The sequence below is a fragment of the Pseudoalteromonas sp. DL2-H2.2 genome, from assembly GCF_021532535.1.
GTDB classification, from domain to species: Bacteria; Pseudomonadota; Gammaproteobacteria; order Enterobacterales; family Alteromonadaceae; genus Pseudoalteromonas; species Pseudoalteromonas rubra_A.
The window spans coordinates 293516-318555 of record NZ_JAKGBD010000003.1; the positions used below are offsets into that span (position 1 = coordinate 293516).

The following is a 25040-nucleotide window of genomic DNA, read 5'->3' on the forward strand; positions in this document are numbered from 1 at the left end:
CAATCCTTGAATCACAGTATGATGCGCCGTAAACTACGCCGCAATCTGAAATTAACGCGATAGCGTTTAAATAAAGGAAAGAAGAATGAGCGACATCCAAGAACGCGTAAAAAAAATCATCGTTGAGCAACTAGGTGTTAAAGAAGAAGAAGTAAAATCAGAAGCGTCTTTCGTAGACGATCTGGGTGCTGACTCTCTTGACACTGTTGAGCTGGTAATGGCTCTGGAAGAAGAGTTCGACACTGAGATCCCTGATGAAGAAGCTGAGAAAATCACTACTGTTCAGGCAGCGATCGATTACGTTACTGCTCACGCTGAGTAATTAACGGTTTTAAATTAGGGCAGCATTCGCTGCCCTGATCATTTATCCCCCCATCATTTCGAAAATCCCTTTTGGAGGAAACCGTGGCTAAACGTCGAGTCGTAGTAACTGGCTTAGGTATGTTGACGCCGCTGGGTAATGACGTCGAGTCAACCTGGCAGGGCTTGTTAGAAGGCCGAAGTGGTATTCGCAATATCACACACTTTGACACAACTCAGTTCGGTACCAAATTTGCGGGTCTGGTCAATGATTTTGACGAGACTCAATACATGTCAAAGAAAGATGCCAAGAAAATGGACTTGTTCATTCAGTACGGCATCGCGGCGGGCGTACAGGCGCTTAAAGATTCCGGGTTGGAAATCACAGAACAAAATGCCAAGCGCGTTGGTGTCGCTGTGGGTTCTGGGATCGGGGGCCTGACGCTGATTGAAGAAAACCATGTCAAGCTACTGAATAGCGGCCCTCGCAAGCTGTCTCCTTTTTATGTGCCTTCGACCATCATCAATATGATCTCAGGTCACCTGTCTATTATGCACGGCCTGCAAGGCCCTAACATTTCTATTGTGACGGCATGTACGACAGGCCTGCATAACATCGGCCATGCGGCACGTATGATAGCCTACGGCGATGCGGATGCGATGGTTGCCGGTGGCGCAGAAAAAGCGTCTACGCCAATTGGTATGGGTGGCTTTAGTGCGGCGCGTGCTCTATCGACACGCAATGATGATCCACAAGCGGCGTCGCGCCCTTGGGATAAAGATCGTGACGGTTTTGTGCTGGCCGATGGTGCAGGGGTGATCGTGCTGGAAGAATACGAGCACGCGAAAGCACGTGGCGCGAAAATCTACGCAGAGCTGGTTGGCTTTGGTATGAGTGGCGATGCTTATCACATGACGTCACCGCCAGAAGATGGCGCAGGTGCTGCACTGGCGATGGAAAATGCCTTACAGGATGCCGGTGTTAACGCCGAGCAGGTTGGCTACATCAATGCACATGGTACATCAACATCTGCAGGTGATAAGGCAGAAACTTCAGCCGTTAAGTCTATTTTCGGCGATGCTGCGAAAGATGTGATGGTGAGCTCATCTAAGTCTATGATGGGTCACTTATTAGGTGCTGCAGGCTCTGTAGAGTCTATCATCAGTATTTTGTCACTACAGCACCAAAAGGTCACGCCGACCATCAACCTGGATAATCCGGATGAAGGGTGCGACCTTGATTACGTACCTCACACGGCACGTGATGCTAAGTTAGACTATGCGCTATGTAACTCATTTGGGTTCGGCGGCACAAACGGCTCACTGTTGTTTAAGAAAGTCTGATAGTTAACTTAGTATAAAAACCCGGCAATGCCGGGTTTTTTTATGTCCATATGGCACCGTCTAAATGGCAGATATGATACAGTTGGCGCAATCAATTTGAAGTGGTAAAGACGAATGCAGCAGGTAAGCAGCCGGGATCGCGGCCTTAACTATGGCGATGGCTTTTTTACAACGGTTAAAATTTCAGCTGGTAAATTGGAGCGCTGGGAAGGCCATTTAAAACGCCTGGCGCAGTGTGCAAATGCTTTGTATTTCCCAGAGATAGACTACAGTGCGCTGACAGAGCAATGCGAGTGTGCGTCAAGGGAAGTGGCTCAGGGCGTGCTCAAAGTGGTGATCACTCGAGGAGAAGGCGGCAGGGGTTATGGCTTGCCAGAGGAGCCTCATGTTACAACGCTGGTGTCGCTATCGCCATATCCGGCTCATTATGCGCGCTGGCGTGATGAGGGCGTGACTCTGGCCTTGTCCGATGTCCGTTTGGGTCATCAACCTGTGTTGGCCGGACTGAAAACACTCAACCGCCTTGAGCAGGTGCTCATTAAACAAAATGCCGCCCATAAAGCTGCGGATGACGTCCTTGTGCTGGATTTACACGGCCAGGTCATCGAAAGTTCGGCAGCCAATATTCTGATCTATAAAGATAAGCACTGGTATACGCCCGATTTATCTCTCTGTGGGATCCAGGGCGTTTTTCTCTCAAGCCTGCAACAGCATAACACCATTCAAACAACTTCTCTGAGTCTGGAGTCTGTTTATGTGGCTGACGCTGTTTATCTGTGTAACAGCCTGATGGATTTGGTACCGGTACGTCAGATTAATAATCATTGTTTCAACCTGGAAAAGGCGCATGCCTGGGCAAAGGAGCTTGTTGTTAGATCATGATTAAAAAGCTGATTTTACTTGTGCTGTTGGGATTGGTCATTGTTGTACTGGCAGCCACGCACACCATTTCAGAGTTTAAGGATGCACCACTTCGTAGCGATGCCCACTATTTTGAGGTGAAGCGGGGAGACAGCTTTTTGGCCATTTGCCAGCGCTGGCAACGCCTGGGCTGGGTAGACAGCTGCTTGCCTTATCAGGTTTACGGCAAAGTGTTTCCGGAGCGAGTCAAAGTCAAAGCGGGTGTATACGAATTACAAGGTCTGAGTGTACTCGATGCGCTATCAAAGCTAAGTGCCGGGGCGCAGGCCGATTTCATGTTCACCATTATTGAAGGGCAAACCTTTAAACAGGTACTGACAAACCTCAAAGATGCACCCTTTATTCACTTTGACCTGAACGAAGCGGACATTGCAAAGCACATGCGCCTTGATACAGCAGGGTTGTCCGCTCAGCAGGCTTTTCATCCGGAAGGCTGGTTATATCCCGAAACCTATCATTACCATGCGTACAGTAATGCATCTGCCCTGATAAAACGTGCCAGCGAGCGTATGCATCAGCAGCTGGCATCCGCATGGCAACAAAGGGCGGCCGACTTGCCTATCAGCTCAGCTTATGAGGCGCTGATCCTGGCATCCATCATCGAGAAAGAAACAGGTAAAGCACAAGAGCGTCCGATCATTGCATCTGTCTTTGTAAACCGCCTGAACCGCAAGATGCGATTACAAACGGACCCGACGGTTATTTATGGTCTGGGTGAGCGTTTTGACGGCGACATCAAGCGCCGTGATTTACGCGAACATACACCTTACAACACATATCGAATTAAGGGGTTACCTCCGACACCCATCGCCATGCCGTCGTTCGCTGCGATTAAAGCAGCCACTCAGCCGGCACAAACGGATTATCTGTATTTTGTCTCAAAAGGGGATGGCAGCCATTATTTCTCAAAGTCTTTACGAGAGCACAATCAGGCGGTGCAGCGCTATATACTGAATAAACAAAATGGCTGAATAAGCCAACTATCTACGCGGCGCAACGAGTGGTCGCAAGCGGCTGTATATTGTAGACAAATATGATATACCAGCAATATACACTACACACAGAATAAAAACTGGAGCTCTGTAATGAATAAGTTGAACGCGCTCACGCTTGCAGTAGCGATTGCTCTGTCGGGCTGTGCTCAGGAAAGCCGGGTCAATCAGGCCGACTCAGCAGCGACTGCTGCTGCGCCATTGTCACGCGCTGATATTGACAAGCAAGTTGACGCCTATACACAAACCTTTATTAATCATCAGCCCGCATTGGCAACCTCATTAAAGCTATCCGCCGATCAATACGGCAGTTATGCCGACAGGCTGCCAGACTACTCAGCATCGGGTATGCAGGCGTTGCAAATTGATATGAATAATGCGGCAGAAAAACTAAAACGCCTGCAAGCGCACAAGATGAGTGAAGATGATCGTTTACACTTGCGTGTGAACGAAGTGCTGGCGCGTTATTATGCCGGCGATGCCCAATTTAGCGGCGGTTATATAGATACCTGGGGTGGCCACTTACCTTACATTGTTAATCAGCTTTCCGGGCCTCTGGTGGATATTCCAAACCTGCTTAAGGATCAGCATAGCGTTGAAAATCTGCAGGATGCGCAAAACTATCTGACCAGGCTGGAAGCGTTTGCAGCTCTGACCGATCAGGTCCGGGGTAAGCTGGCGGATGATGCTGAAAAGGGTATCATCCTGCCCAAGGTCCTGTTCCCGAATACCTTTGGATACCTGAATAACTTTACCGCGCATGCGGGCGAGAAACACCCATTGGTTACTTCATTTGATGCCAGGTTATCACAAGTTGCCTCTATCTCTGACGCACAGCGCACTGAGCTCGTTGATGCGGCTACAGCATTGGTTGATAAAAAGATTTACCCCGCATACCAGCGTGTGATTGCCGATCTCAAAGTGTTACAGGCAAAAGCCCCTGAAAAAGTCGGGATCTGGGCGCAACCAGGTGGTGAAGCTTTTTACCAGCATGAAATTACCTATCTGGCTGATTCGGACCTCAGTGCACAGCAGATCCACGATATTGGACTTGCTGAAGTTAAGCGGATCACCGAACGGATGGACGAGATCCTGCGTGAAAATGGTTATACCACTGGCTCTGTGGGCGATCGTATGAAGCAGCTAAATGATGAACCTCGCTTTTTATACGAAGACAGTGACGCGGGCCGTGAAGCATTGCTGACTTTCTTGCGTGGAGAAATTGAGACCATCAATAAAAAAGCACCACAGTACTTTTCAACTCTGCCGCCGCAAGAAGTAGAAGTACGCCGTATTCCTAAAGAAGTTGAAGCCGGTGCACCGGGTGGCTATTACAGCGCGCCTTCTCTGGATGGCAGTCGTCCCGGGGTATTTGCTATTAACCTTAAAGATATGAAGGCCGTCCCCAGCTTTGGTATGAAAACACTGACCTATCACGAAGCCGTGCCTGGACACCATTTCCAGATTGCGCTCAACATGCTGCAGACAGACATTGGTCTGATGCGTCAGAATGCCTCGTTCAACGGCTATATTGAGGGCTGGGCACTGTATTCAGAGTTAGTCGCCTATGAAATGGGAATGTACGAGAACGATCCGTTTGGTGATTTGGGTCGCTTGCAGGCAGAAGCCTATCGGGCTGCGCGTCTGGTGGTCGACACCGGACTGCACTATAAACAATGGACACGTCAGCAAGCGATTGAATATTTCGCTGAAGCGACGGGATCGGCAATGAGCGATGTCACAGCGGCCATTGATCGCTATATCGCCTGGCCTGGTCAGGCGCTGGGATACAAGCTGGGTATGATTAAGCTCGTTGAGCTGCGCGATAAAGCTCGTAAGGCGTTGGGCGATAAGTTTGACATCAAAGCGTTCCATGATGTGATCTTACTCAAAGGTGCCAGACCGCTGGCGATTGTGGAAGACGACGTCGACCGCTGGGTTGCATCACAAAGTTAACTTTAAGAGGTGGCTGTATAGCCACCTTTTTATAACGCCTGCTAGTACTGCTTTAGGAAATATCGAGTGTTTTTTATTACCCGAAGTATTAAAGCATTAAGCTCGGTTGGAACCTCTTGACTATAAGCTCATAACCTCCTCCAGGAAACGTCAGCAAGCCACTTTTTATTTTAAATATCTATACGTTATTTCATTTCTGCCCGGGAAATTGATACGAACGGACGCGCCCGCCTTTCAAATGAAATACAGGCTATGTGTCGATGCTCTGATCGTCCTAAAAAGCACCTACTCAAATCAACTCCAAATTCTAGCGAATAAAAAATATTGTATACAATATAAATTCACTGTAGGGTGATTAGGTCTGTGACAGGCACAGCATCAATGGGAACTCAACAGGAATTAAAAATGCGTAACAATAAAAATAATACGCAGGTGATCCGTCAAACGCTGGCTGCGAGTGCAATCGCACTGGCATTAGGTGGCGCGGTACCTGCATTTGCTGCAGATGGCAACAGTTTGATCAGAGGTAGTATCGTCAGTGGTCAGGGCAATGATCTGAGCGATGTGGAGCTCATCTTTACTCACAAAGCAAAAGGGCTGACATTTAGCGTCAGAACCAATGCTCAGGGTGAATATATTCTGCGTAACTTACCGGTCGGTCAATATCGGGTATCGATCAGTAAGGACGGGTTTGAAACTGTGCTTGAAGAGCAGGTTCAGGTCAGCATCGGCCAGTCGGTGCTACTGGATGCGCAGCTTAATCGCATCGGCGCGTCGGATATCGAGCGCATCGCGGTATCAGGTACGGCCATTCGTCGCGTTGATATGGCTTCTTCCACCGCAGGCGTGACCTATACAGACGAAGAAATTAAAGCTATGCCTGTTAATACCGGCTTTGAGAGTATTGCGCTGCTGGCACCGGGCACCGCAGAGCCTGGTGGCTCCGAGTTTAAAGACGCCTCCAGCTTTGGGGGGTCTTCGTCGGCAGAAAATGGCTATTACTTTAACGGCCTCAATGTCACCAGCATTCGTACCGGACTGGGCTCAATACGTCTGCCATGGGAAGCAATTTCGCAAACTCAGGTGAAAACGGGGGGAGTGAGCCCCGAGTTTGGTGGCGCACTGGGCGGAATCGTGAATGCGGTTTCAAAATCCGGTGATAATGATTTCAAATTAGGCGTAGAGATGCGCTACGACCCGGATAGCTTACGCAGCCAGCACGACGCCCTATACCAGCAAAACGGGGTGGTCGGCTACTACACCAATACTCAACAATCTACTGAGACGTATAAAGAGTTTCAGGTGTGGGCAAGTGGTGCACTGATTGAGGACTCACTGTTTTTCTATGGTCTGCTGGCGCCTTACCGGGAAAATGAAACCTGGGCCAGACAAACGGTCTATAACGACCGGGCGCGGGAGGAAGATCGCTGGTTCACCAAGTTAGACTGGTTTATCAACCAAGATCACTCTGTGGGATTTTCTGCGATGAACAACAAGCGAACCTGGGAAACTACTTCCTTTGCGTACGACTGGGAAACCAATGTGGTGGGAGAGCAAAGAGGGGTTGCCGCACCGGGTGAAGATGGCGGTAAAGTATATAGCCTGAACTATAACGGCTATATCAACGATTTTTTCAGTGTTTCCGCTGTCGTTGGGCGGGTGTCGGAAAACGTGGAAAATGTGGTTGCTTCGACAGATCCGGGTGTCTGGGATGAGCGTGACGGCTTTGTTACTGTCTCCTCACATACCGCCAGCGGGATCACCGAAGAAGAGTTTATTCGCGATCAGTTTAAGCTGGACTTTACCTGGGATCTGGAATTGCACTCAGTGTCGTTTGGTATCGATTACAGCAAAATTACGGTGGATTATTACGAAGGACAAAATGGTCTGGGCGAGGCGCAGGGCTGGTGGACTATCTTAACGGCGTCGGAGGATGATATTTCGGGCGCACCTCAGGGTACGGACTATATTGAGCGTCGCGTGCGCACCCGGGAAGTGGGGAACAAATCCGACTCTACGTCGCTGGCACTGTATGTGAACGACAGCTGGCAGGCAACAGACAACCTAGTGCTTAACCTGGGGGTCAGATACAGCGAGTTTGACAATTCGACCTCAACCGGTGAAGCGTTTGTCGATATGACAGGGCAAATCGCGCCCAGGTTGCAAGCCATTTACGACTTACACGGCGATGGCAGCGCTAAGATTTTTGCAACCTATGGGCGTTACTTTCAGCCTGTGTCGGCCAACATGAACGTAACACTGGGCTCGTCATCCATTGAATGGTTTGAGTACTTTGCATTGGATCAGGTTGACGCCAATGGCGTGCCAGTTTTGGACCCTGATGGCGCGCCCAGCAGAGGGGCGCAATTGCGAGAGCGTTACTGGCGACAAAGGGGGATCACAGAGCCCGGTCTGATAGCGTCATCCTCCCTTAAACCAATGTATTCGGATGAGTTCACTCTGGGTTACCAGCAGGAAGTGTTTGGCGATATGGCGCTTGGAATTCGCGCCATCTATCGTGACTTAGGGCGCAGCGTGGAAGATACCGACGTGGGTCCTGTACTGGCCAAAAAACTGGCTGAATTGGGGATCGAGGATAACGTCGGACAGAGCTCTTACTATGTGCTGAATAACCCGGGTGAGGCCATTACCATGAGTTACGACTTTGATGGTGATGGGCAGGTTGATGAGATCACCCTCAGTGCTGATGAGCTGGCCCTGCAACAGGCTAAGCGCAAGTATCTGGCACTGGAATTGACTCTGGAAGGTAATGTGACAGACCGGTTTCGGATCAATTCGTCCTACACCTGGTCTCATAGCTACGGTAACACTGAAGGTCTGGTCAAGACCGACAATAACCAGGCCGATCCAGGCTGGACAACGTCCTATGACTATGCGGACCTGATGGATAATGGGTACGGAGATCTACCTAATGATCACCGTCATGCAATCAAGTTTTCCGGCGCCTATGAGTTGACCGATGAGCTGACGCTGGGCATGGTTGCGCGCGCCATTTCCGGGCGGCCGACAAACTATTTATCCTTACATCCGCGTAATGTGGATAGCTGTAAAACAGGTAGCCCTTGGGATGCGTGTGTGAGCCGGGACTATGGTCATGTCAGTCACTATGATGAGCATGGCAATCCAGCCCCGCGAGGCAGTATTGACAACCTACCATGGCTCACAAGCTTTGACTTATCAATGGCCTACAATACCGATATCTCGGGTCATGATCTGATGCTTAAGGCCACAGTTTACAATCTGCTGAACAACGATGCGGCGCTGGATATCACCGAAACCAGAACTCGTAACAGCTCGGTGGAAGGTCAGGAACTCGAGCTGAATCCGGATTATGGCCTGGTGACACGTCGTCAGGAAGAGCGGTTTGTTTCTTTGCTTGCACGCTTTACTTTCTGATTGAAGCTTTCCCTGGTCAGTCGGGCTTAAAGCCCGGCTTTTCTTTATGGAGGATTGATGACACATAACTTAACTTCCTGGCGCATTCACTCGCACTGGACTCAGATCCAGGCACTGGATATGCACACCGCGGGTGAGCCGCTGCGCATTATCACCGCCGGCCTGCCAGAGCCACAAGGCACCAGTATGGTTGAAAAGCGCTTATATTGCATGGCGCACTACGAAAAGATACGCAAAGCGCTGATGTTTGAGCCGCGCGGCCATGCCGACATGTATGGCGCATTACTCACAGAACCCCAGCGTGCCGATAGCGCCTTTGGCGTGCTGTTTATGCACAATGAAGGCTACTCCACTATGTGTGGCCACGGCGTGATAGCGCTGGCTGAGCTGGCCAGAGCACAAGGAGCTGGCTTGGATGGGGAGCAGCGACTCAACATGGATACGCCCGCAGGACAGATCTGTGCGTTTTATTCACCGAATAAAAAGCAGGTGGGATTTTATAACGTCCCCTCTTTCGTTTGCCAATTCAACGTGGCGGCGGTGCTCGCGGGAGTGTGCACGGTGCTCTGCGATATTGCGTTTGGTGGTGCCTATTATGCGTATGTCGATGCCGACCAACTCGACCTGGCGCTGGATCTGCAAAATAGCGAAGAGATTATTTGCCTGGGCAGAAAAATAAAACGGGCATTAACGGGCAAGATTGAACTTGCGCACCCTGAAGATGCCTCGCTGAGTTTTTTATATGGCGTTGTGTTCTACTCCAATTCTCAGGTGAGCGGAGCACATTGCCACAGCCGCCATGTCTGCATTTTTGCCGACGGGTCGCTCGATCGCAGTCCAACCGGCACAGGTGTCAGTGGCAGAGTGGCTTTGCTGGCTGCCCGGGGGACGCTGGCGGTGAATGAGGTCATTCATATCGAGGGGATCCTGGGCTGTGGTTTTGATGTCAGTATTGATGCTCTGTGTCAGTATGGTGCCCGGCAGGCAGTTCGACCAAAAGTGTCCGGCGAGGCGTATGTCGTCGGCGAACATACATTTTGTCTGGATCCTGAGGATCCACTCCAACAAGGCTTTATTTTACGATGAATCAATATTTGCAACGACAAACGATCTTACGCAGCCAGCTCAGCGCATCGGGTTATGATGCTATGGTGGTGTTTGGCTATGAAAATATTCGTTATTTATGCGGGTTCAGCGGCCACGCAGCCACTTTGCTCATCAGTGCTGAGCAGTGTCTGTTGATCACCGACTATCGTTATGCTGAGCGTGCGCAGGCAGAGGCCGAACACGCTGAAGTGATACTCAGACAGCGAGACCACGAAAGTCTGGGGCAATGCCTGAGCCGTTTGTCTGGTGAACTAAAGGCGCTCGTGTTCGATGCTGCCCATATTGATGTGGGCCAGTGGCAAGAGATCAGCGGCGAATTGTCAGGGCGCACTGTAACGCCCACTCGGGGACTGGTAGAACAATTAAGACAAGTCAAAACCGCAGAGGAAATCGACTGCATTCGCCAGGCGGCGCAACTCGCTGACAAGGCCCTGGCGGATACTTTGTCCCTTGTGAAAGCAGGTGTCAGTGAGCGCGACCTGGCGCTGGAGCTGGATTATCGCATGCAAAAGCTGGGCTCTGAAGGCGTGTCGTTTGACACTATTCTCCTGTTTGGTGCACGCAGTGCCTTACCGCATGGCAGCCCGTCAATACAGAAGCTCAAGCACGGCGACCTGATCCTGATTGATTTTGGTGCCGTTGTTGGTGGTTATCGCTCGGATATGACGCGCACTTACGTTTACGGCACGCCCTGTCACAGGCAGCGCGCCATGTTTGATACGGTACAAACCGCCCAGCAAGCAGCGTTGGCACATGCGTCTTCAGGCGTTGATTGTCAGGTACTCAATACAGCGGCGCACGCGGTACTTCAAAACAGTGAATTCGCCAAGTATGCAGGGGAGGGGCTGGGACATGGCCTGGGCTTGTTTCTGCATGAACAGCCTTTTATCAAACCTGGCGTCGACTATCGCCTTGAAGCGGGTAATGTGATCACCATTGAGCCGGGTATTTATATTCCGCAATTTGGTGGTGTGAGACTGGAAGAGGACATCGTCATTACGGCATCAGGCTATGAGTTGTTGACGCATGCACCACAAGATTTTGAACTGTGAGGGAGACAAGATGAAAGTAATAGACCGAGAGCAGGTGCACCAGGCACTGACTTTTCCTGCTTTGATTGCGGCGCTACAGCGCGGATTTGCCAGCGAACATGCCATGCCCAGGCGCAGTGTGTTCGAGCTGGACACACAGGCGACAAATCACGACGCTTTTGCCGTGCTGCCCGCCTGGAATGACTCCGTGATTGGGGTTAAAGCCTTTACTTACTTTCCTGACAATGAGGCAAAAGGTAAAGCCAGTTTATATTCAAAAATCATGTTGTTTGGCCGCGAACATGGCGAGCCGCTGGCGCTGGTGGATGGCACACAGGTGACGCTATGGCGCACCGCCGCGGTTTCCGCACTCGCGGCGTCTTATTTGGCTAAGGAAGACGCCAGTCACTTAGTCATGTTCGGGTCGGGCAATCTGGCACCTTATATGGTGCGTGCACATCTTGCGGTAAGAAATTACGACAAGGTGACGCTGGTTGCCAGAAACCCGGACAAAGTGGCTACGCTCAGGGCGCTGCTGGCTCAGGAGTATCCAAAGGTGAGATTCGAATTAGGTCAAAGTCAGGCCGCAATAATCGCCTCTGCGGATGTTATCTGCACAGCGACGGGCAGCCACAGCCCCCTGTTTGATGGGCGCTGGTTGAGCGAGGGCACACACATCGACGCAATTGGCAATCACCATAAAATGGCCCGGGAGCTCGATACAGCAACAATACTTGCCAGTCGGGTCTTCGTTGATAGCAAGACCAATGTACTTAATGAAGCGGGAGAGTTACTCATTCCCATCTCTGAAGGGGTGTTCAGTGCAGATCAAGTGGAAGCTGAATTGGCTGATATGGCCAGAAAAAACCACTCATTGCGCACGCATTGCAGCGACATCACACTGTTTAAATCCGTTGGCACAGCATTGAGCGATCTACTGGCGGCCAAACTAGTGCTGGAGCAGGTCGAGTGTGGAAATTTGTAAGGAAAAACAAACAGCGCTGCCGCATGTGCCCAGTCATTGATCTGGTGTTAGTCAGGGATCGACGCTTGCTTAACCCGCTGGTGTGTCATCAGGCACATATGCTGGTGACGTATCGATATGCAGGCGTGCTTGCCAGTGATACGCTGCTCTACGACCCGGTTTTGTTCGAGCGATTTCATTCGGGCAAGGTATGCCAGATATTCGCCGATGACCATGGCATTGTGCACACTTAACATTTTCAAACACTCTCTCACTGAAAGGCACGGGGAGACTTTATACACTTAACCCGAATAAAATAAACACTGTCAGGGTAAATCGTATGAAAAACTGGATTGCATTCTCTTTGGTCGCCATTTTTGCAAGTGGCTGCGCACATCACAATAACGTTCGTCCTTCTGCTGACGGCAAGCACTATGTGAACTTAACCGCAGAAACCAGAGAGGCAGCAGGTAAGGAAGCGCTGGAGCAGGCCAACCATTATTGCGACAAACAAAGTCTTGGGCATGCCTATATTCAAAATGAAACCATTACCTATATGGGCTCAATGCCCGAGCAGGACTATCTGCAACAACGTAATATCGCAACGGCAGTGGAAGCCGCAGGGACCGCGATGTGGATCTTTGGTGAAAATGCCGTTGATGATGTGGGGGCAGCCATGAGCATTGGTGGCGGTATCGCTGAAGACTCAATGGGCGAACCCTATCAAATTACGTTGGCATTCAGTTGTAAATAATCTACTTCCTGGTTCAAAGTGGTGCTGCGATAGACAGGCATTTACCTGAGATATCCGCACCCTTTGCACCTGACCTTTTCTAATATTCCTTGAGCACTAAGGCAATTGTTTTTTAATGTGATTTGGTTACACTGTTAACAAGTAGGCAGTTACCGGACCAGACACTTGCATGAAGCTTTGGATCGCGCATTTTGCATTTTTTGTTGTCACATTAATGCTCTGGCAAGGGTCGGTGTATAGTGCGACCAGTTCACAGGTCCCTATCAATATTGCCATTGTCGGCAAGACCAAAAACGACAGCTTTTATCAGCAATCGTACAAAGGGTGCTTGCGCTTTGCTCGCGATTATCCCAACGTTAACTGTATTTACGATGGTGCCGATGACTATCAGGATGTCAGAACTCAGGTATTGATCGTCAAAGAGCTACTGCGAAAGGGTATTGATGGTTTACTCATCTCCACTACTGACTCTCAGTTCCTGGTTGAGGGCGCGCTAAAACAGGCGGCTAAAAAAGCCATTCCGGTTATCACGTTTGACTCGGATCTGCTCCCGGAACATAAGGCCTATCGACTCACTTACGTCGGCACCAATAATTTTGACTTTGGAATGGCGCTCGGCGAAGAAGCAAAACGCTTTAAATCCGGTGAAAAGCAGTTTATTTGTCTGCAATCCGGGCATCAGACAACCCCAAACCTGAACCAACGCATTGCAGGGGTGCGCCACGCACTGTCTGGGCAAAGTGAAAAAAGGCTGTCGGGTGAAAATGGCTGGGTTGAACATTATCGTTGTCCGCTCTATACACTGGGCAGACGCTCGGATGCATTGGATCAACTTGTTACTATGATGAAGTATCCCGATCCCCCTATCTTTGTTGCTGTTGCCGGGTTTGCTCAGTTTAATCCTGACTATATTAATCGCATGTCTCAGTTTAAATCTCAGATAGCCAGGCAGCAAAGGGTGATCATTTCAGCCGATACCGAGAATAGTCAGCTCAAGGCACTACAAAGGGGATTGTCTGTAACCAACATCGGGCAAAAGCCCTTTGAAATGGGGCGTCTGGGGACAGAGCTCTTGCATCAATTTATCACCCGACGTATCAAGCCGGCACAGTCTCATTATTATCTGGATTACCATTATTGTAATAAAGGTAATGTTGAAACTTGCACGACCAATCATTGATATTTGCTCCATCAGTACTAAAATAATCGAATAAACATCACCTTAAAAGCTCGGTTGGCCGATGAAGAAGTACCTGTTATTGTTGCTTTTGCTGTGCAACAAGGCGTCCGCTGGGCCGCTGCAGTTTGTATCAATTAACTATCTGATTGAGCAGGAAGTCGGTCGTCTGGTTTTGCCCCAGGTATACCGCAAACTCAATGTATCTATCGTGATCACGCCCTACCCAGGAAAACGGGCGCAGCAGCTGGTGCGCAGCGGCAAAAGGCATGGCGAAATAATGCGGATCTTCAGCTATGGCGAAGAGAACCCACATACCATTCGTGTTCCGACACCTTATTACACCCTGGAGACCATGGCGTTCGTGCGTAGCGATGCGCAACTGGATATTCACAGCGAGCAAGACCTAAGCAAATACAGAATTGCAAAAGTACGCGGCGTAAAACATACCAATAACATTACTAAGGGCATGCCTGAGGTGGAGGATACGGATACCACCATACAGGCGTTAAATCTGGTGTCTAAGGGGCTGGCCGACGTTGCGTTGACCAATCGGATTGACGGTCTGGTCATGCTAGCGCAGGCAGGGATCGAGAATGTTGTCCCTCACCAGCGCAGCTTTCGTGTACTGGAACTTTACCACTATATCCACAAAGATCAGCAGCACTGGGTTGATAAAGTTGATGGCGTGTTGCGCCGTATGATGCAAAGTGGCGAGCTGGCGGCGCTGATAAAAAAAGCAGAAAACCAAGTGATTTCAGAACACTGTCGGCAGAGCACGGTGGCAAGCGAGCTATGCCGACGTCACCTCTCTCAGGAGGAAGACTGAGCTACGCGATTGGCACGCCACTGGCGTATCTTGTTGCCAAAACTGAGTTTAAAGCCCCAGTAAACGATAACCAGTAAGATAAACAGTTCAGGTAATGCCAGCAAGCCCGAGTCTATCAGAGATTGTGGTAATACTTTTGTCGCACCTTGTGACAAGAACGAGCCAACCGATATAAACAAAGCAAAAGTCATTCTCCATAAATGGCGAAACAATCGCGGTTTTGGGTTAAGCCCGCCCGCATACACTAGGCATACGTCGCCAAGAAAAGATAAGCCAGCGAGTAAAACAAAAAAGTAGTAATCATAAGCGCTTATGCCGTGTTTTATCTCAGCCTGGCTGGTTCCTGCCTGACCGCTGAAGTAAAGGCTGGCAAGGATGATCAACAGTGAACACACAGGTAATGTGTAATCAAACTTTCCCCGGGTGTTAGGCGCAGCCTTCACTGCCAGCCAAGCGCTAAGCACCAGATAAGTGGTAAAGATACCCGCGATGGCGGTGATGATCATGGGCTGAAATAGTGCAATCAAAGTGCCGCTGAAAGCCATAATGAGCATAGTGTAGACAAACCAGGAGCCAGCCGAGGCATGTAAAGATTTACCTTTTGCAACGGTTAAGGCAATAACACCTGCAACGATGGCAAGGGTGCCTGTGATTATATGCGCTAGCATAGTCATTGTGATCTGTTCCATCTTATTCTTCCTGTTTATTGCGATGTGGTTGTGTTGCACTTTATACTGACCCACAAAGCCTGTCGTCCAATACTACAGGTCAGGACACTTCTAATAATTATAAGTATAAATATCATAAGGTTGATAAGTTTTGTTTGATGCTGAATGGACGTTTGTCTATACCTTTTTACTCGGTGCACTGGGCCTGGCATTGACTATTCTGATTGGCAGAGCGAGGCGCTGGCACTGTTACCGTGCACTGGCATTGTTTCTTACTGCTCTGTTTGTGGTTTTGGCCGGCCCGCTTATCTTTGCGCAATTTCCAACCGCCCGCTATGTCTATATCGCGGCGATAGTGCCTGCCTGGCTGTTGCTGTTTCCCTGCTTTTATCTGTATACGCGGGGCTTAACATCAGCGCGCCCCTGGCGATTTACTCGTAAGAGTGTTTGGCATTTTGTCCCAGCTATTATGTCGTGTGTATTGTCAGTGAGCCTGTTGAGCCTGCCTGAATCGGATTTACAGGATATTTTTTTCGCCGAGGGAGACGTTGAACTGGCAATGGAAGCACGCTTTACCGTCAGGCTGATCATCGCAGTGATGCTGTTCTGGCCGATGCAGAGCCTGGTTTATGTCATCAAAACCTGGTGCAACTTACTGTCCTACCGACGTCAGCTACATGCGGTGTTTGCCAGCACAACAGAGCGAGAGCTGGGCTGGCTGGGGGTTGTATTGCTGCTAATGCTGTTTACCTGGGGCTGGCTGGCGCTCACTTTGCTTCAGGACTTGAGCTCTCACCCAACCTTATTGCGTGAAGGCGGCGTTGCGATTTTGACTGCTGTGACCGTCTGGCTGCTACTCTACTGGTCGTTAAGACAAAAACCCGGATTTGATAAAATTTATCATCTCACGGAGCTGCCAGCAGTGACAGACACTGTGACTGGTGCAGAGAAAGAAGAAAACGCGCTGACCAAGTATCGCCATTCTGCCTTAAGTGATGAGCAGGCAAGCCGGATCGCAAGTAAAATTCATACGGCTGTGGTAACTGAGCAGCTCTATCTGGAGCCGGACCTGACCTTGTACAAGCTGGCGGACTATCTGAAGGTGTCAGCAAACTATGTGTCTCAAACTTTAAATCAGACATTAGGTCAGTCTTTTTTTGATTATGTAAACAAAGCCCGGATTGATGCTGCTGCAGAGCTGTTAGTTGCAGGTGACAAAACCGTTTTGGATATCGCGATGGCGGTGGGTTTTAATGCACGATCTTCCTTTTATAAGGCTTTTAAAACTCAGATGGGAATGACACCGGGGGAATATAAGAAAAAGCAACAAGTCTCACCCTAGATGTGTTTAAGTACAATTTTTGTTGCATATTGGTGAATTTAAGTGGTTGCAATGGTTAACTTTAAGGGGTAGGCTGGTTGTGAACATTAAATGAACAAGGAATTAAAAATGAAAGTTAAAATAAATAAACTAAAAAATCTTTCCGGAAACAGTCAACTACTAGCTGATCAGACACCTCAGGTAGCGGGTGGTAAGCACCAGGAGATCACTAACTTTAAACAGTGTGTTGCCAGTGAGCCTAACTGGGGCTGTACTGGTGGTGCGTGTCGGGATTAATTCTCGATATTAGATGACCTCGGCGTCTTAGTTTGACGCTGAGGTGGCGGACTATCAGGATGTTCGCATTTATTCCCCGTTCAACCTGCATATTTTCTTAAGAATAAATCAATTATCTATTAAACAGCAAATCAGTTAACGGCACTGAAATCTTGTGTTTAACCACTGACTCATCAACCAAAAACCAGCTGATGGAGTGGCAGACTTGTGGCGAGCGCATAAACAGGTGTGTCCTGCATTTTCAACGATTACTTGTGTCTCATTACTAAAATTCTTGAAGCCTGCTAGTGATTCTGAAGATAAGTACGGCCATCCAGTGAGACAGATAACATTAATGTCGGTACATCAGATACCGGGGGATGTTTCAAGGTGATTGAGTACGCGCCGGATCAATCCAGTAATATCGGGGGAGTGCGCTTAGGTTCTGGCTGAGTGTTAAGGTTTACTAAATGTGTGTAAAGCAGGGGATTGCTTGCTCAGGTGAGGTAATCAATTGAATGAGGGATAGTGCTACCAGCAAGTCACACTGGTAGCACTGCCGGACTAGTCGATTAAGTCTTCTACACCGACGATAACCCAAGGCGCGTCGCCCTGTGTTTTTCTTTCCAGGTGCCAGATCTCATGGATTGGCTCTTCCTGCTTGTCACCAAGGTCACGGTATTTACCTTTGAACATCACGCTCACTTCCCAGGCAACTGGGGAGGTTTCTGCACGTACTAATTGTGCATCAACAAACATGACTTCTGTTGCAACGTCACCTTGTTGTGCGCGGTCTTGCTTAAACTCTTCAACCAGTTCAGGGCTCAGGTATTCTGCCAGGGTGGCGAAATCGCTCTGGTTCCAGGCATTTTGAACGGTATGGTAGTGATCGCGTGCGCCTTGCAGGAAACCATTTACATCAAAGTCTGCAGGCAGGTTGAAAGGAACCTGTTCCTGTTGCTGGCCAAATCCACCGCTTACCGGGGCTGGCTGTGGCTGCTGACGGAACTGAGCTGGTTGGTTTTGACCCTGGCCCGCATTATTCTGGCCAAAGTTACCGCCGCCAAAGTTACCACCCTGCGGCATACCGGCCATATGCGGCTGCTGGCGCTTGGTCATAAAGGACTTAATGACCTTAAATAACACAAATGCCAGGATTGCGAACAGGATCATTTCCATAAACTGGAAGCCTTCAAAGTCATCGCCCATCATGGCTGCGATAAGGCCACCGGCCAGTAGGCCGCCCAACACGCCTGCCATAATGCCTTTTTTGTTTGATTTAGGCTTAGCGGCGGTATTGGGTGCCAGGGTTTTGGTGTCGACTTGTTTTTTCTGTGCTGTGGTACTGGTTGCGTGGGTCTTACCCGCGCTTTTTTTACTGCCGAATTTTTTGCGTGCTTCTGCACTGAAACTGGTAGATACCAGAACGGCAATGAGTGTCATTAAAACAACAAATTGTTTCATGGTGTTCCTCTGGGTTTTTGATCTGAATGCATTGTAGTGAATCAATGAGGTGAAGCGAAGCAATTTCAAGAGCACAGTCATATGGAATATGCTCTAAATTTTTTTAAATCGCTGTATTTAAAGACTTTTACTGGGTTTTGGCGTAGCGTCGAAATATTCTTGCTGATCATTCGTAAATACCTGATCAATGCATTTTTACTATCAACTATTTACTCGTGATAGCCAAAGCCTCAGCGCCCAACTGTGGGGGCGCTAAGGCCAGAATATAGATAATGGATTATAACCAGCGCAGCGAGTCGTTTACCGCGGTCTGATATTGTTCAAGTGGAGTATCCAGATTGGCTACTAAAATGGTATCTGCCCGTTCACCGGGTTTGATGCTGCCGCTAAAGCGCTCATCGGCAAAGCGCTGCTGAGTGCTTGCTGCGTCAGTGCTGTCGGTTGGCACAATAAAAACAGTCACCGGCCCATGCTCCGACTGAAAAACCAAATGCAAACTACGTTGCCCTTTGAAATTACAGAATGTGGCATAGGTCACCTTGCCGGGCATGGCTTCGAGCTTGCCACCAAACATGGCCAGTTTCTCATTGACCTCCTGAAGCTGTACTTCATCTGTAAGGGCCAATGCCTCTGCTTCATAATACACATGCTGCAAGGCGTGCTCCCCGGCTTGCAAAGGTGCATGCACCGATGTAGCAAAATACAAAGATACCGCCAGCAGGGCCGAGGCTGCGGTGGCCAGCGGCGTCTTAAAACGCCGATACCAGGCCAGTTGCTTCACTTCTGCGCTTTGTTTGCTGGAGGTGTCGGTATCAGCCTGCTGCTTTGCCAGGATCTTCTGCGCCAGATCATCAGGCACGGAAATATCCAGTGCGCTGTGTAGCGTCGCGTCAAAATCTTGCATCTCTTTGACGAGACGTTGTTTGGCCGAGTCTGTGTCTGCCTGCGCAATTACGTCCTTATCATTGGGGTCGGCAAACAAGCGGCGACGAAATTCGAGTTCATCCATCAGTTTGATGCCCCTTTTGCTGTTTCGGTCACTTGTGTTAAAGCCTCTTTCAATTGGTTTCTGGCACGGTAGAGCCTGGTCATCACGGTGTTTTTGTTGAGTTCCAGGATCTGTGCAATTTCTTCGCCGGAGCAGCCCATTACCACCTGCAACAATAGCGGCTCCCGATATTCCTCTGACAGTAGGCTGATCTGTCTTTGGATCATCATTTGCTCTGTCTGTGAGTCGGGTGAAGCACTGGTTGCATCAACCAGGGTGTCTTGCTCAACATCGGCATAATCAAATTGTTTGCGTTCAAAACGACGCGCATTTTCACGCCGCAATATGGTTAATAACCAGGATTTGGCTGCGCTGTCATCCTGCAAGGCGTCCAGAGAACGCCAGGCGCGTAAAAAGGTTTCCTGAACCAAATCTTCGGCAATGGTCGGGTCCTGGCACAACCAGTAAGCAAAGCGATAAAGCTCCTTGTTGTAAACCTGGACCAGACTTTCGTAACGTTTTTGTTTTGTGGTCATGCTAATAAGACCTTGTCTTTAGCAAAGTTATTTCATTAAACCGAAGAAAAATTAATATAACGGTTCAAGAGTTTGTTTTTTCGCGTTTTTGACCTGCTTGTGCTGCGTCGCCAGAAGGCGGTACAGTAAGCTCAGATCGACGCTCTCCTGGTTGGCACTATAGAGTGCGCCTTGCAACTTTGCAATTTCGTTTTGCAACTCCGGGCTGAGCTGATGACGCCAGGCAGCGAGATGCGCATAGTCTTGTGCCCGAGCCAGGGCTTTAAGCGCCTGATAACAGGCTGGCGTATCTGACGCGTTTGCTGCTCGCTTGAGCTGCTTAAGTGCCTCAGCTTCATCGGGCGTTTTGCTTGTCGGCTCAGGCGCTGCCGGTTTACGTGGCGTTGAGTGGCTTGTCACAAACCAGATAGCCAGAGTAATTAGCCACAACACATAGCCGGAGGCAATCAGTACCCAGTCCAGCCAGGTTTTATCTGCCGGCTGGATCACAATTTGTGGTTCGGCCTGGGTTGTTGTTTGTTGTGGCGCGTTGATAACCGGAGCGGGCGCGACCGAAACCTGGTTGGGGTCGGCTTTTACCTCAATGGTTTTTGATGGCAAGGTGGCATATTGCACTTTGTTGATCACGGTATTAAACCAGGGCACCTTGATCTCAGGCAGGGTATAGGTGCCGGGTGTCTGGGGCAGCAGGGCATAGGAGGCGATCAGCTGAGAAATCACCCGGCCATCGCGGGTCATTTGCTTGCGATCGGTCTCATCCGGATAAGTTCTGAAACCATCGACGTCAGGGACCTGAATGTCAGGCAACTGCTCTTTTGTAACGCCCAGTGCGGTGAGTGTCAGGGTGCGGGTAATGGGTGTGCCAACCATCACGGTTTGGTCACTCGGCTGCCATTCTTCGCTGAGGTTAACCAGTTCACTGGGCAGCCAGGTGCCGGAATAGTCGTTCGGGATGGGCTGTACCTCCACCTCAATGCTGTCGCCCATCGCGGATACGGCCATACGACGGTAGCCATCGCGGATCTGGCCATTAAAAATAGGCGGCTCCAGCGTAAAGGTGCCGCTTTTTTGTGGCTGTACCAGATATTCCCGCGTGACCACCATATAACGACGACCATTGACGATTTCATAGTCTTCATTTTGCTTCCCCAGTTGGGCGATTTGCGCATCCTGCATCTGTGGGGCGCTGAGTTGGCCATCGAGCAGATCCTGACCAAGATACAATTTCACCGTGTATAAGGCCGCCTGTTGGACATGTAATGTCTCCGGTTTTAGCTCGGTCTTAATAAAGATATTTTGCTGCGCCTCGCCATCTTGCTCACGGGCCAGTACCTTGAGTTTGATAGGGCGAGACTGATGACCTGCTACCTCAAAACTGGGGATGGTAAATTCCCCGGCTTTGCGGGAGAGTAGCTGCATTTGCCAGCTGGTGGTACTGCTCATACTGCCATTGATAATACTGGTACGTGAGCTGGTACTGATTGGGCTGGTAACAAACTGACTACTCAGCGCGCTGGTATCGGGTATTTCACCAGACACTTTACCGTTGGCCTCTATGGTCAGGGTAAAATACTCGCCCACCAGCACCGGGTTTTTATCGACACTGGCGCTGAGTTGGTCCACAGCCCAGACAGGCATCATTATAATAAGTAAGATCACGGATCCCAGTAATCGCGTTACCATGATTTTTCTACTCCTCGCGGGCGGCGCTGACGCACCCGTTGTTGTGATTCCAATAACATTTTGTTGCGCAGCAAGATAGCAGGATCGTCTGGTACTTTACGCAGTAACTGATCGAGTTGCTGTGCTTTTTCTTTTTCTTCTGGTGTCAGTGGGCGACTTTGCATCATTTGCTGTGCCCCCTGTGGCTGACTTTCATCTTCAGTAGCTTGTTGCTGTGCCTGCTGCATCTGCTGAGCAGCCTGTTCAGCTTGTTGATCCTGCGCTTCTTGCTGCTGCGGTTGCGCAAGCTCAGGGGCATTGTCATTGTCTGACTCAGGTGTCTTTTGAGACTCAGCGTTTTGCTGGTTTTGTGTGTCACTTTGTGACGCGTCTGATTGTTGCTCAGAGTCAGACTGTTGTTCAGAGTCAGATTGCGAAGGCGATTGCTCGTCCTGTTGTTCGCCTGATTGTTGCCCGTTTTGCTGTTCACCGTCTTGCTGCTGATCACTTTGCTGATCGCCGGACTGCTCCTGGTCATCAGACTGGTCGCCATTTTGTTGCTGAGACTGCTGCTGTTGCTCCTTGAGGCTTTCGACCAGCTGTTTATTTTCCTGTGCCTGCTTAAAGTCGGGGTCCAGCTTCAGGGCTTGCTCATAGGCTTCAATGGCCTGGTCGAGTTGTCCCGACTTTGCCAGTGCATTGCCATAGTTATACTGCCCGTTGGCAGATGTGGTGTGCTTAAGCTGCTCGGCTGCACGCTCATAATCACCGGCTTTATATAACGCGGTGCCTTTCAACAGCGGATCGTCAGCGACCTGGGCTTGCTCAAATTTGCCTTGTTGATACGATTCCAGCGCTTGCTGATCCTGATTTTTAAACCAGCTGGTCCAGTCTGCGCTATACCCGACTTGTGGTTGCAGTAACGCAACCACAAGCAATCCCAAAGTGAGCGGCTGTGAGCGCATCAGCCAAAGCGCCAGCGGCACAATGATAAACAACAGATATTTACCTGCATCCAGGTGCCACAGCGTTTCGCCTGGCTGTTCATTACTGTCCAGATCGGTCACTTTGGATGGGGCAAAGGTTTTGATGTCACTGTCACTGGGAGTATAAGTCGCATAGCGGCCACCGAGTCTCGAGGCAAGCGCAGACAGACGCTCAGGATACAGTTTCGGTACCACAATCTGCCCATAGCGGTCTTTCAAAAAACCACCTTCAGGCAGGCCAATTGGCGCACCGTCTAGCGTGCCAATACCATAAACGTGTAGCCGGTAACCTGTACCATTTAACAAGTCTGCGATATCTGCCAGCTCTTCCTGCTCGACCTCGTCGCTGATCAGGATAATTTCACCCTCAGTGTAACCGGCCTGATCCAGTAAAGTCTTAGCCTGATCCAGCCCCGCCAGCACATTAGCGCCTTTGCTGGGCATGATGTCTGGGCTCAGGCTGGGTACCAGGTTGGCCAGGGTTTTGACATCGTCAGTCAGGGGAGATACCACAAAGGCGTCTCCTGCATAAGCAACCAAAGCGGTGTCGCCTTCGGTAAACTGCTCAATCATATCCAGAGTTTTAAAGCGGGCCTGAGTGAGCCGGTTGGGCTGAATGTCGGTGGCAAACATGGAGTAAGACATATCCATGACCAGCACCCGGGCCTGTTTGCTTTTGAACACCGGGACTGTGTGCTTCTCAAAGCTCGGTCCGGCTGCAGCTAATATACCCAGCAGCAATAACAGGCTCACCAGCCAGGGGGTACTTTTACTTTGCTTGCGCGGACCCGCTTCCAGCACTACCTGCGCAAGGTGTGGGGCGATTAACTGCTCGTCGTTACTGCGATGTCGTTTAAGCCATTGCACTCCCGTCAGTAGTAGCCACGGCAGCAGTAACCATAATATCGTTGGACGGATAAAAATAAACTCTGTCATAGTGGCTTAGCTCGCAATTGTCTGATGGCATGAGTCAGTAAAGTCAGGCTCCACAGCGCCAGTGCAATCAGCAAAGGCAAATAAAACAGTGACTGCCTGGGCCTGAAGGTTTGGTTTTCATCGGCAACCGGCTCAAGCTTGTCCAGCTCAGCATAGATCTGTTGCAGTCCTTTTACATCCTTAGCGCGGAAATAGGCGCCACCGGTTTCTGAGGCTATGTGTTTCAGGGTGTTTTCATCTATGCTGCTGCCTGTCATTCCGCCCATGCCAAACAGGCTGAAACCGCCACGGCCATCCGAGCCGACGCCGACGGTGTAAATTTTAATGCCTTCTTCACGGGCCAGGATCAGGGCTTCTTCCGGGCTCAGGTTGCCCGCGGTATTCTGACCGTCGGTAAGGAGGATCAGAATGCGGCTGCTTTGCTCTTTTTGGTTGAAGCGTTTGACCGACAAGCCTATGGCATCGCCAATGGCGGTTGCCCGGCCCACCAGGCCGATTTGTGCTTCGAGCAGCATCTGGCTGACGGTTTGCAAGTCGCGGGTCAGTGGGGTCTGCAAAAATGCGGTGTCACCGAACAAAATCAGACCGAGGCGATCCCCTTGTCGCTCGACAATGAAGTCAGACAACACGGCTTTGACCACCGACAGGCGATCAACATATTTGCCCTGGTAGGCCATGTCCTGCTCTGTCATTGAGCCCGATAAATCCACGGCCAGCATGATATCGCGACCTTCATTGGGCAAGGTGATTGGATCATCGAGCCAGCTGGGGCCACTGAGCGCCACAACCAGGCACAGCCAGATCAAGGCTTCAATCAGGTTTACACTGCGCTTTGGACGTTTAAGGTTTTGCGAGCTTGCACTTTGCTGTTGGTAGCCTGGCATCCGCAGGCGTACCTGAGTTTGTGCCGCAGTTGGTTTAAAACGGGCAATCAGCCAGGGCAGGGGTAACAGCAGTAAGGCCAGTGGCCAGTCAAGTTCAAACATGCACGGCCTCTTTGGTTTTAAAGGTTTTGATAGCCGTCACCAGTTTGCTGCAATCCACCGTGGGTTGACTGCTGTAAAGCGAACTGAGGTCCTGCTGGCTAAACTGCTGACGAGTGAGCTTGTTCAGCAATCGCTGCCACTGTGCTGTCGGTTGAGCGGCCTGTTCAGTACCGTAGTAATGTCGGGTCAGGCGTTTGAGTATGCCATGCAGCGCCAGGGCATCTTGAGTATGCTGCTGACTCAGTTTAATGGCTTCTCGTTTCGCCGCATTATGCTGCCAGTGTCTGACTGCCAGCCAGATACAGGCACTCACGATGAGCAGCGCGACAAGGATCACAGCCCAGCTGGCCGGGGTCAGCGGCCACCAGCTCACCTGCTCGGGCGGGATCACATCATGTAGTGCATCTAAAGGGTTTTGCATCATC

At 50.1% G+C, this 25040-nt stretch carries 23 protein-coding genes; 15 read left to right on the forward strand and 8 right to left on the reverse strand.

The window, feature by feature from the left end; all coding sequences use genetic code 11:
* Positions 1-85: 85 nt before the first annotated feature.
* The 13 genes from acpP to L1285_RS07065 all read left to right on the forward strand — a co-directional run bounded on the left by acpP (position 86) and on the right by L1285_RS07065 (position 14792).
* Complete coding sequence (acpP, locus tag L1285_RS07005; protein ID WP_010374019.1) at positions 86-322, forward strand: acyl carrier protein; 237 nt, start codon at positions 86-88, stop codon at positions 320-322.
* Between the two features lie 83 nt (positions 323-405).
* The gene (gene fabF / locus L1285_RS07010) at positions 406-1644 is read left to right on the forward strand and encodes a beta-ketoacyl-ACP synthase II (protein WP_235411511.1); all 1239 of its coding nucleotides are present in this window, start codon (positions 406-408) and stop codon (positions 1642-1644) included.
* Positions 1645-1758: 114 nt separating this feature from the next.
* Complete coding sequence (gene pabC / locus L1285_RS07015; protein WP_235411513.1) at positions 1759-2526, forward strand: aminodeoxychorismate lyase; 768 nt, start codon at positions 1759-1761, stop codon at positions 2524-2526.
* Entirely contained in the window at positions 2526-3536 is a 1011-nt protein-coding gene (gene mltG, locus L1285_RS07020; RefSeq protein ID WP_442960481.1) for an endolytic transglycosylase MltG, read from the forward strand. Before pabC ends, mltG begins: the two co-directional genes overlap by 1 nt.
* Before the next feature lie 114 nt (positions 3537-3650).
* On the forward strand, positions 3651-5513 hold the full coding sequence (locus L1285_RS07025) for a DUF885 domain-containing protein (protein WP_235411517.1): 1863 nt from the start codon (positions 3651-3653) through the stop codon (positions 5511-5513).
* Positions 5514-5918: 405 nt separating this feature from the next.
* Positions 5919-8930 (forward strand): TonB-dependent receptor, encoded by a 3012-nt coding sequence (locus L1285_RS07030; RefSeq protein ID WP_235411519.1) that lies wholly within the window; start codon positions 5919-5921, stop codon positions 8928-8930.
* A 57-nt stretch (positions 8931-8987) separates the two neighbouring features.
* A complete protein-coding gene (locus L1285_RS07035; protein ID WP_235411521.1) occupies positions 8988-10016 on the forward strand; it encodes a proline racemase family protein in 1029 nt (342 codons plus the stop codon).
* Positions 10013-11089: a M24 family metallopeptidase gene (locus tag L1285_RS07040; RefSeq protein ID WP_235411523.1), complete on the forward strand. Its 1077-nt coding sequence runs from the start codon at positions 10013-10015 to the stop codon at positions 11087-11089. The genes L1285_RS07035 and L1285_RS07040 overlap by 4 nt, the downstream gene beginning before the upstream one ends.
* A 10-nt stretch (positions 11090-11099) precedes the next feature.
* Positions 11100-12053, forward strand: coding sequence for an ornithine cyclodeaminase family protein (locus L1285_RS07045; RefSeq protein ID WP_235411525.1), 954 nt, complete (start codon positions 11100-11102; stop codon positions 12051-12053).
* A 23-nt stretch (positions 12054-12076) separates the two neighbouring features.
* Positions 12077-12286 carry a hypothetical protein gene (locus tag L1285_RS07050; RefSeq protein ID WP_235411527.1) on the forward strand — a complete coding sequence of 70 codons (210 nt, stop codon included), beginning with the start codon at positions 12077-12079 and terminating at the stop codon, positions 12284-12286.
* 86 nt (positions 12287-12372) lie between these two features.
* Positions 12373-12786, forward strand: coding sequence for a hypothetical protein (locus L1285_RS07055; protein ID WP_130245801.1), 414 nt, complete (start codon positions 12373-12375; stop codon positions 12784-12786).
* Between the two features lie 169 nt (positions 12787-12955).
* A complete protein-coding gene (locus L1285_RS07060; protein WP_235411529.1) occupies positions 12956-13966 on the forward strand; it encodes a substrate-binding domain-containing protein in 1011 nt (336 codons plus the stop codon).
* Between the two features lie 61 nt (positions 13967-14027).
* A complete protein-coding gene (locus tag L1285_RS07065; protein WP_235411531.1) occupies positions 14028-14792 on the forward strand; it encodes a substrate-binding periplasmic protein in 765 nt (254 codons plus the stop codon).
* Here the strand turns inward: L1285_RS07065 and L1285_RS07070 are convergent.
* The gene (locus tag L1285_RS07070; RefSeq protein ID WP_235411532.1) at positions 14777-15481 is read right to left on the reverse strand and encodes a hypothetical protein; all 705 of its coding nucleotides are present in this window, start codon (positions 15479-15481) and stop codon (positions 14777-14779) included. The two genes, L1285_RS07065 and L1285_RS07070, sit on opposite strands and share 16 nt — an antisense overlap.
* Before the next feature lie 130 nt (positions 15482-15611).
* Between L1285_RS07070 and L1285_RS07075 the strand changes: the two genes are divergently transcribed.
* Complete coding sequence (locus tag L1285_RS07075; protein ID WP_235411534.1) at positions 15612-16802, forward strand: helix-turn-helix domain-containing protein; 1191 nt, start codon at positions 15612-15614, stop codon at positions 16800-16802.
* A 108-nt stretch (positions 16803-16910) separates the two neighbouring features.
* Positions 16911-17078, forward strand: a complete 168-nt coding sequence (locus tag L1285_RS07080) for a hypothetical protein (RefSeq protein WP_235411536.1) — start codon at positions 16911-16913, stop codon at positions 17076-17078.
* Between the two features lie 543 nt (positions 17079-17621).
* On the opposite strand, the gene L1285_RS07085 is transcribed toward L1285_RS07080, so the two are convergent.
* From L1285_RS07085 to L1285_RS07115, 7 genes are all read right to left on the reverse strand, one after another.
* Positions 17622-18521 carry a Tim44 domain-containing protein gene (locus L1285_RS07085; protein ID WP_235411538.1) on the reverse strand — a complete coding sequence of 300 codons (900 nt, stop codon included), beginning with the start codon at positions 18519-18521 and terminating at the stop codon, positions 17622-17624.
* Positions 18522-18798: 277 nt separating this feature from the next.
* Positions 18799-19530: a DUF3379 family protein gene (locus tag L1285_RS07090; RefSeq protein ID WP_235411540.1), complete on the reverse strand. Its 732-nt coding sequence runs from the start codon at positions 19528-19530 to the stop codon at positions 18799-18801.
* Positions 19530-20045: a sigma-70 family RNA polymerase sigma factor gene (locus L1285_RS07095; protein ID WP_046005947.1), complete on the reverse strand. Its 516-nt coding sequence runs from the start codon at positions 20043-20045 to the stop codon at positions 19530-19532. Before L1285_RS07095 ends, L1285_RS07090 begins: the two co-directional genes overlap by 1 nt.
* A 51-nt stretch (positions 20046-20096) precedes the next feature.
* Entirely contained in the window at positions 20097-21728 is a 1632-nt protein-coding gene (locus L1285_RS07100) for a BatD family protein (RefSeq protein ID WP_235411542.1), read from the reverse strand.
* Positions 21722-23629: a vWA domain-containing protein gene (locus L1285_RS07105; RefSeq protein ID WP_235411544.1), complete on the reverse strand. Its 1908-nt coding sequence runs from the start codon at positions 23627-23629 to the stop codon at positions 21722-21724. Before L1285_RS07105 ends, L1285_RS07100 begins: the two co-directional genes overlap by 7 nt.
* On the reverse strand, positions 23626-24615 hold the full coding sequence (locus L1285_RS07110; protein ID WP_235411546.1) for a vWA domain-containing protein: 990 nt from the start codon (positions 24613-24615) through the stop codon (positions 23626-23628). The genes L1285_RS07105 and L1285_RS07110 overlap by 4 nt, the downstream gene beginning before the upstream one ends.
* A complete protein-coding gene (locus L1285_RS07115; RefSeq protein ID WP_235411548.1) occupies positions 24608-25039 on the reverse strand; it encodes a DUF4381 domain-containing protein in 432 nt (143 codons plus the stop codon). Before L1285_RS07115 ends, L1285_RS07110 begins: the two co-directional genes overlap by 8 nt.
* Position 25040: the final 1 nt, after the last annotated feature.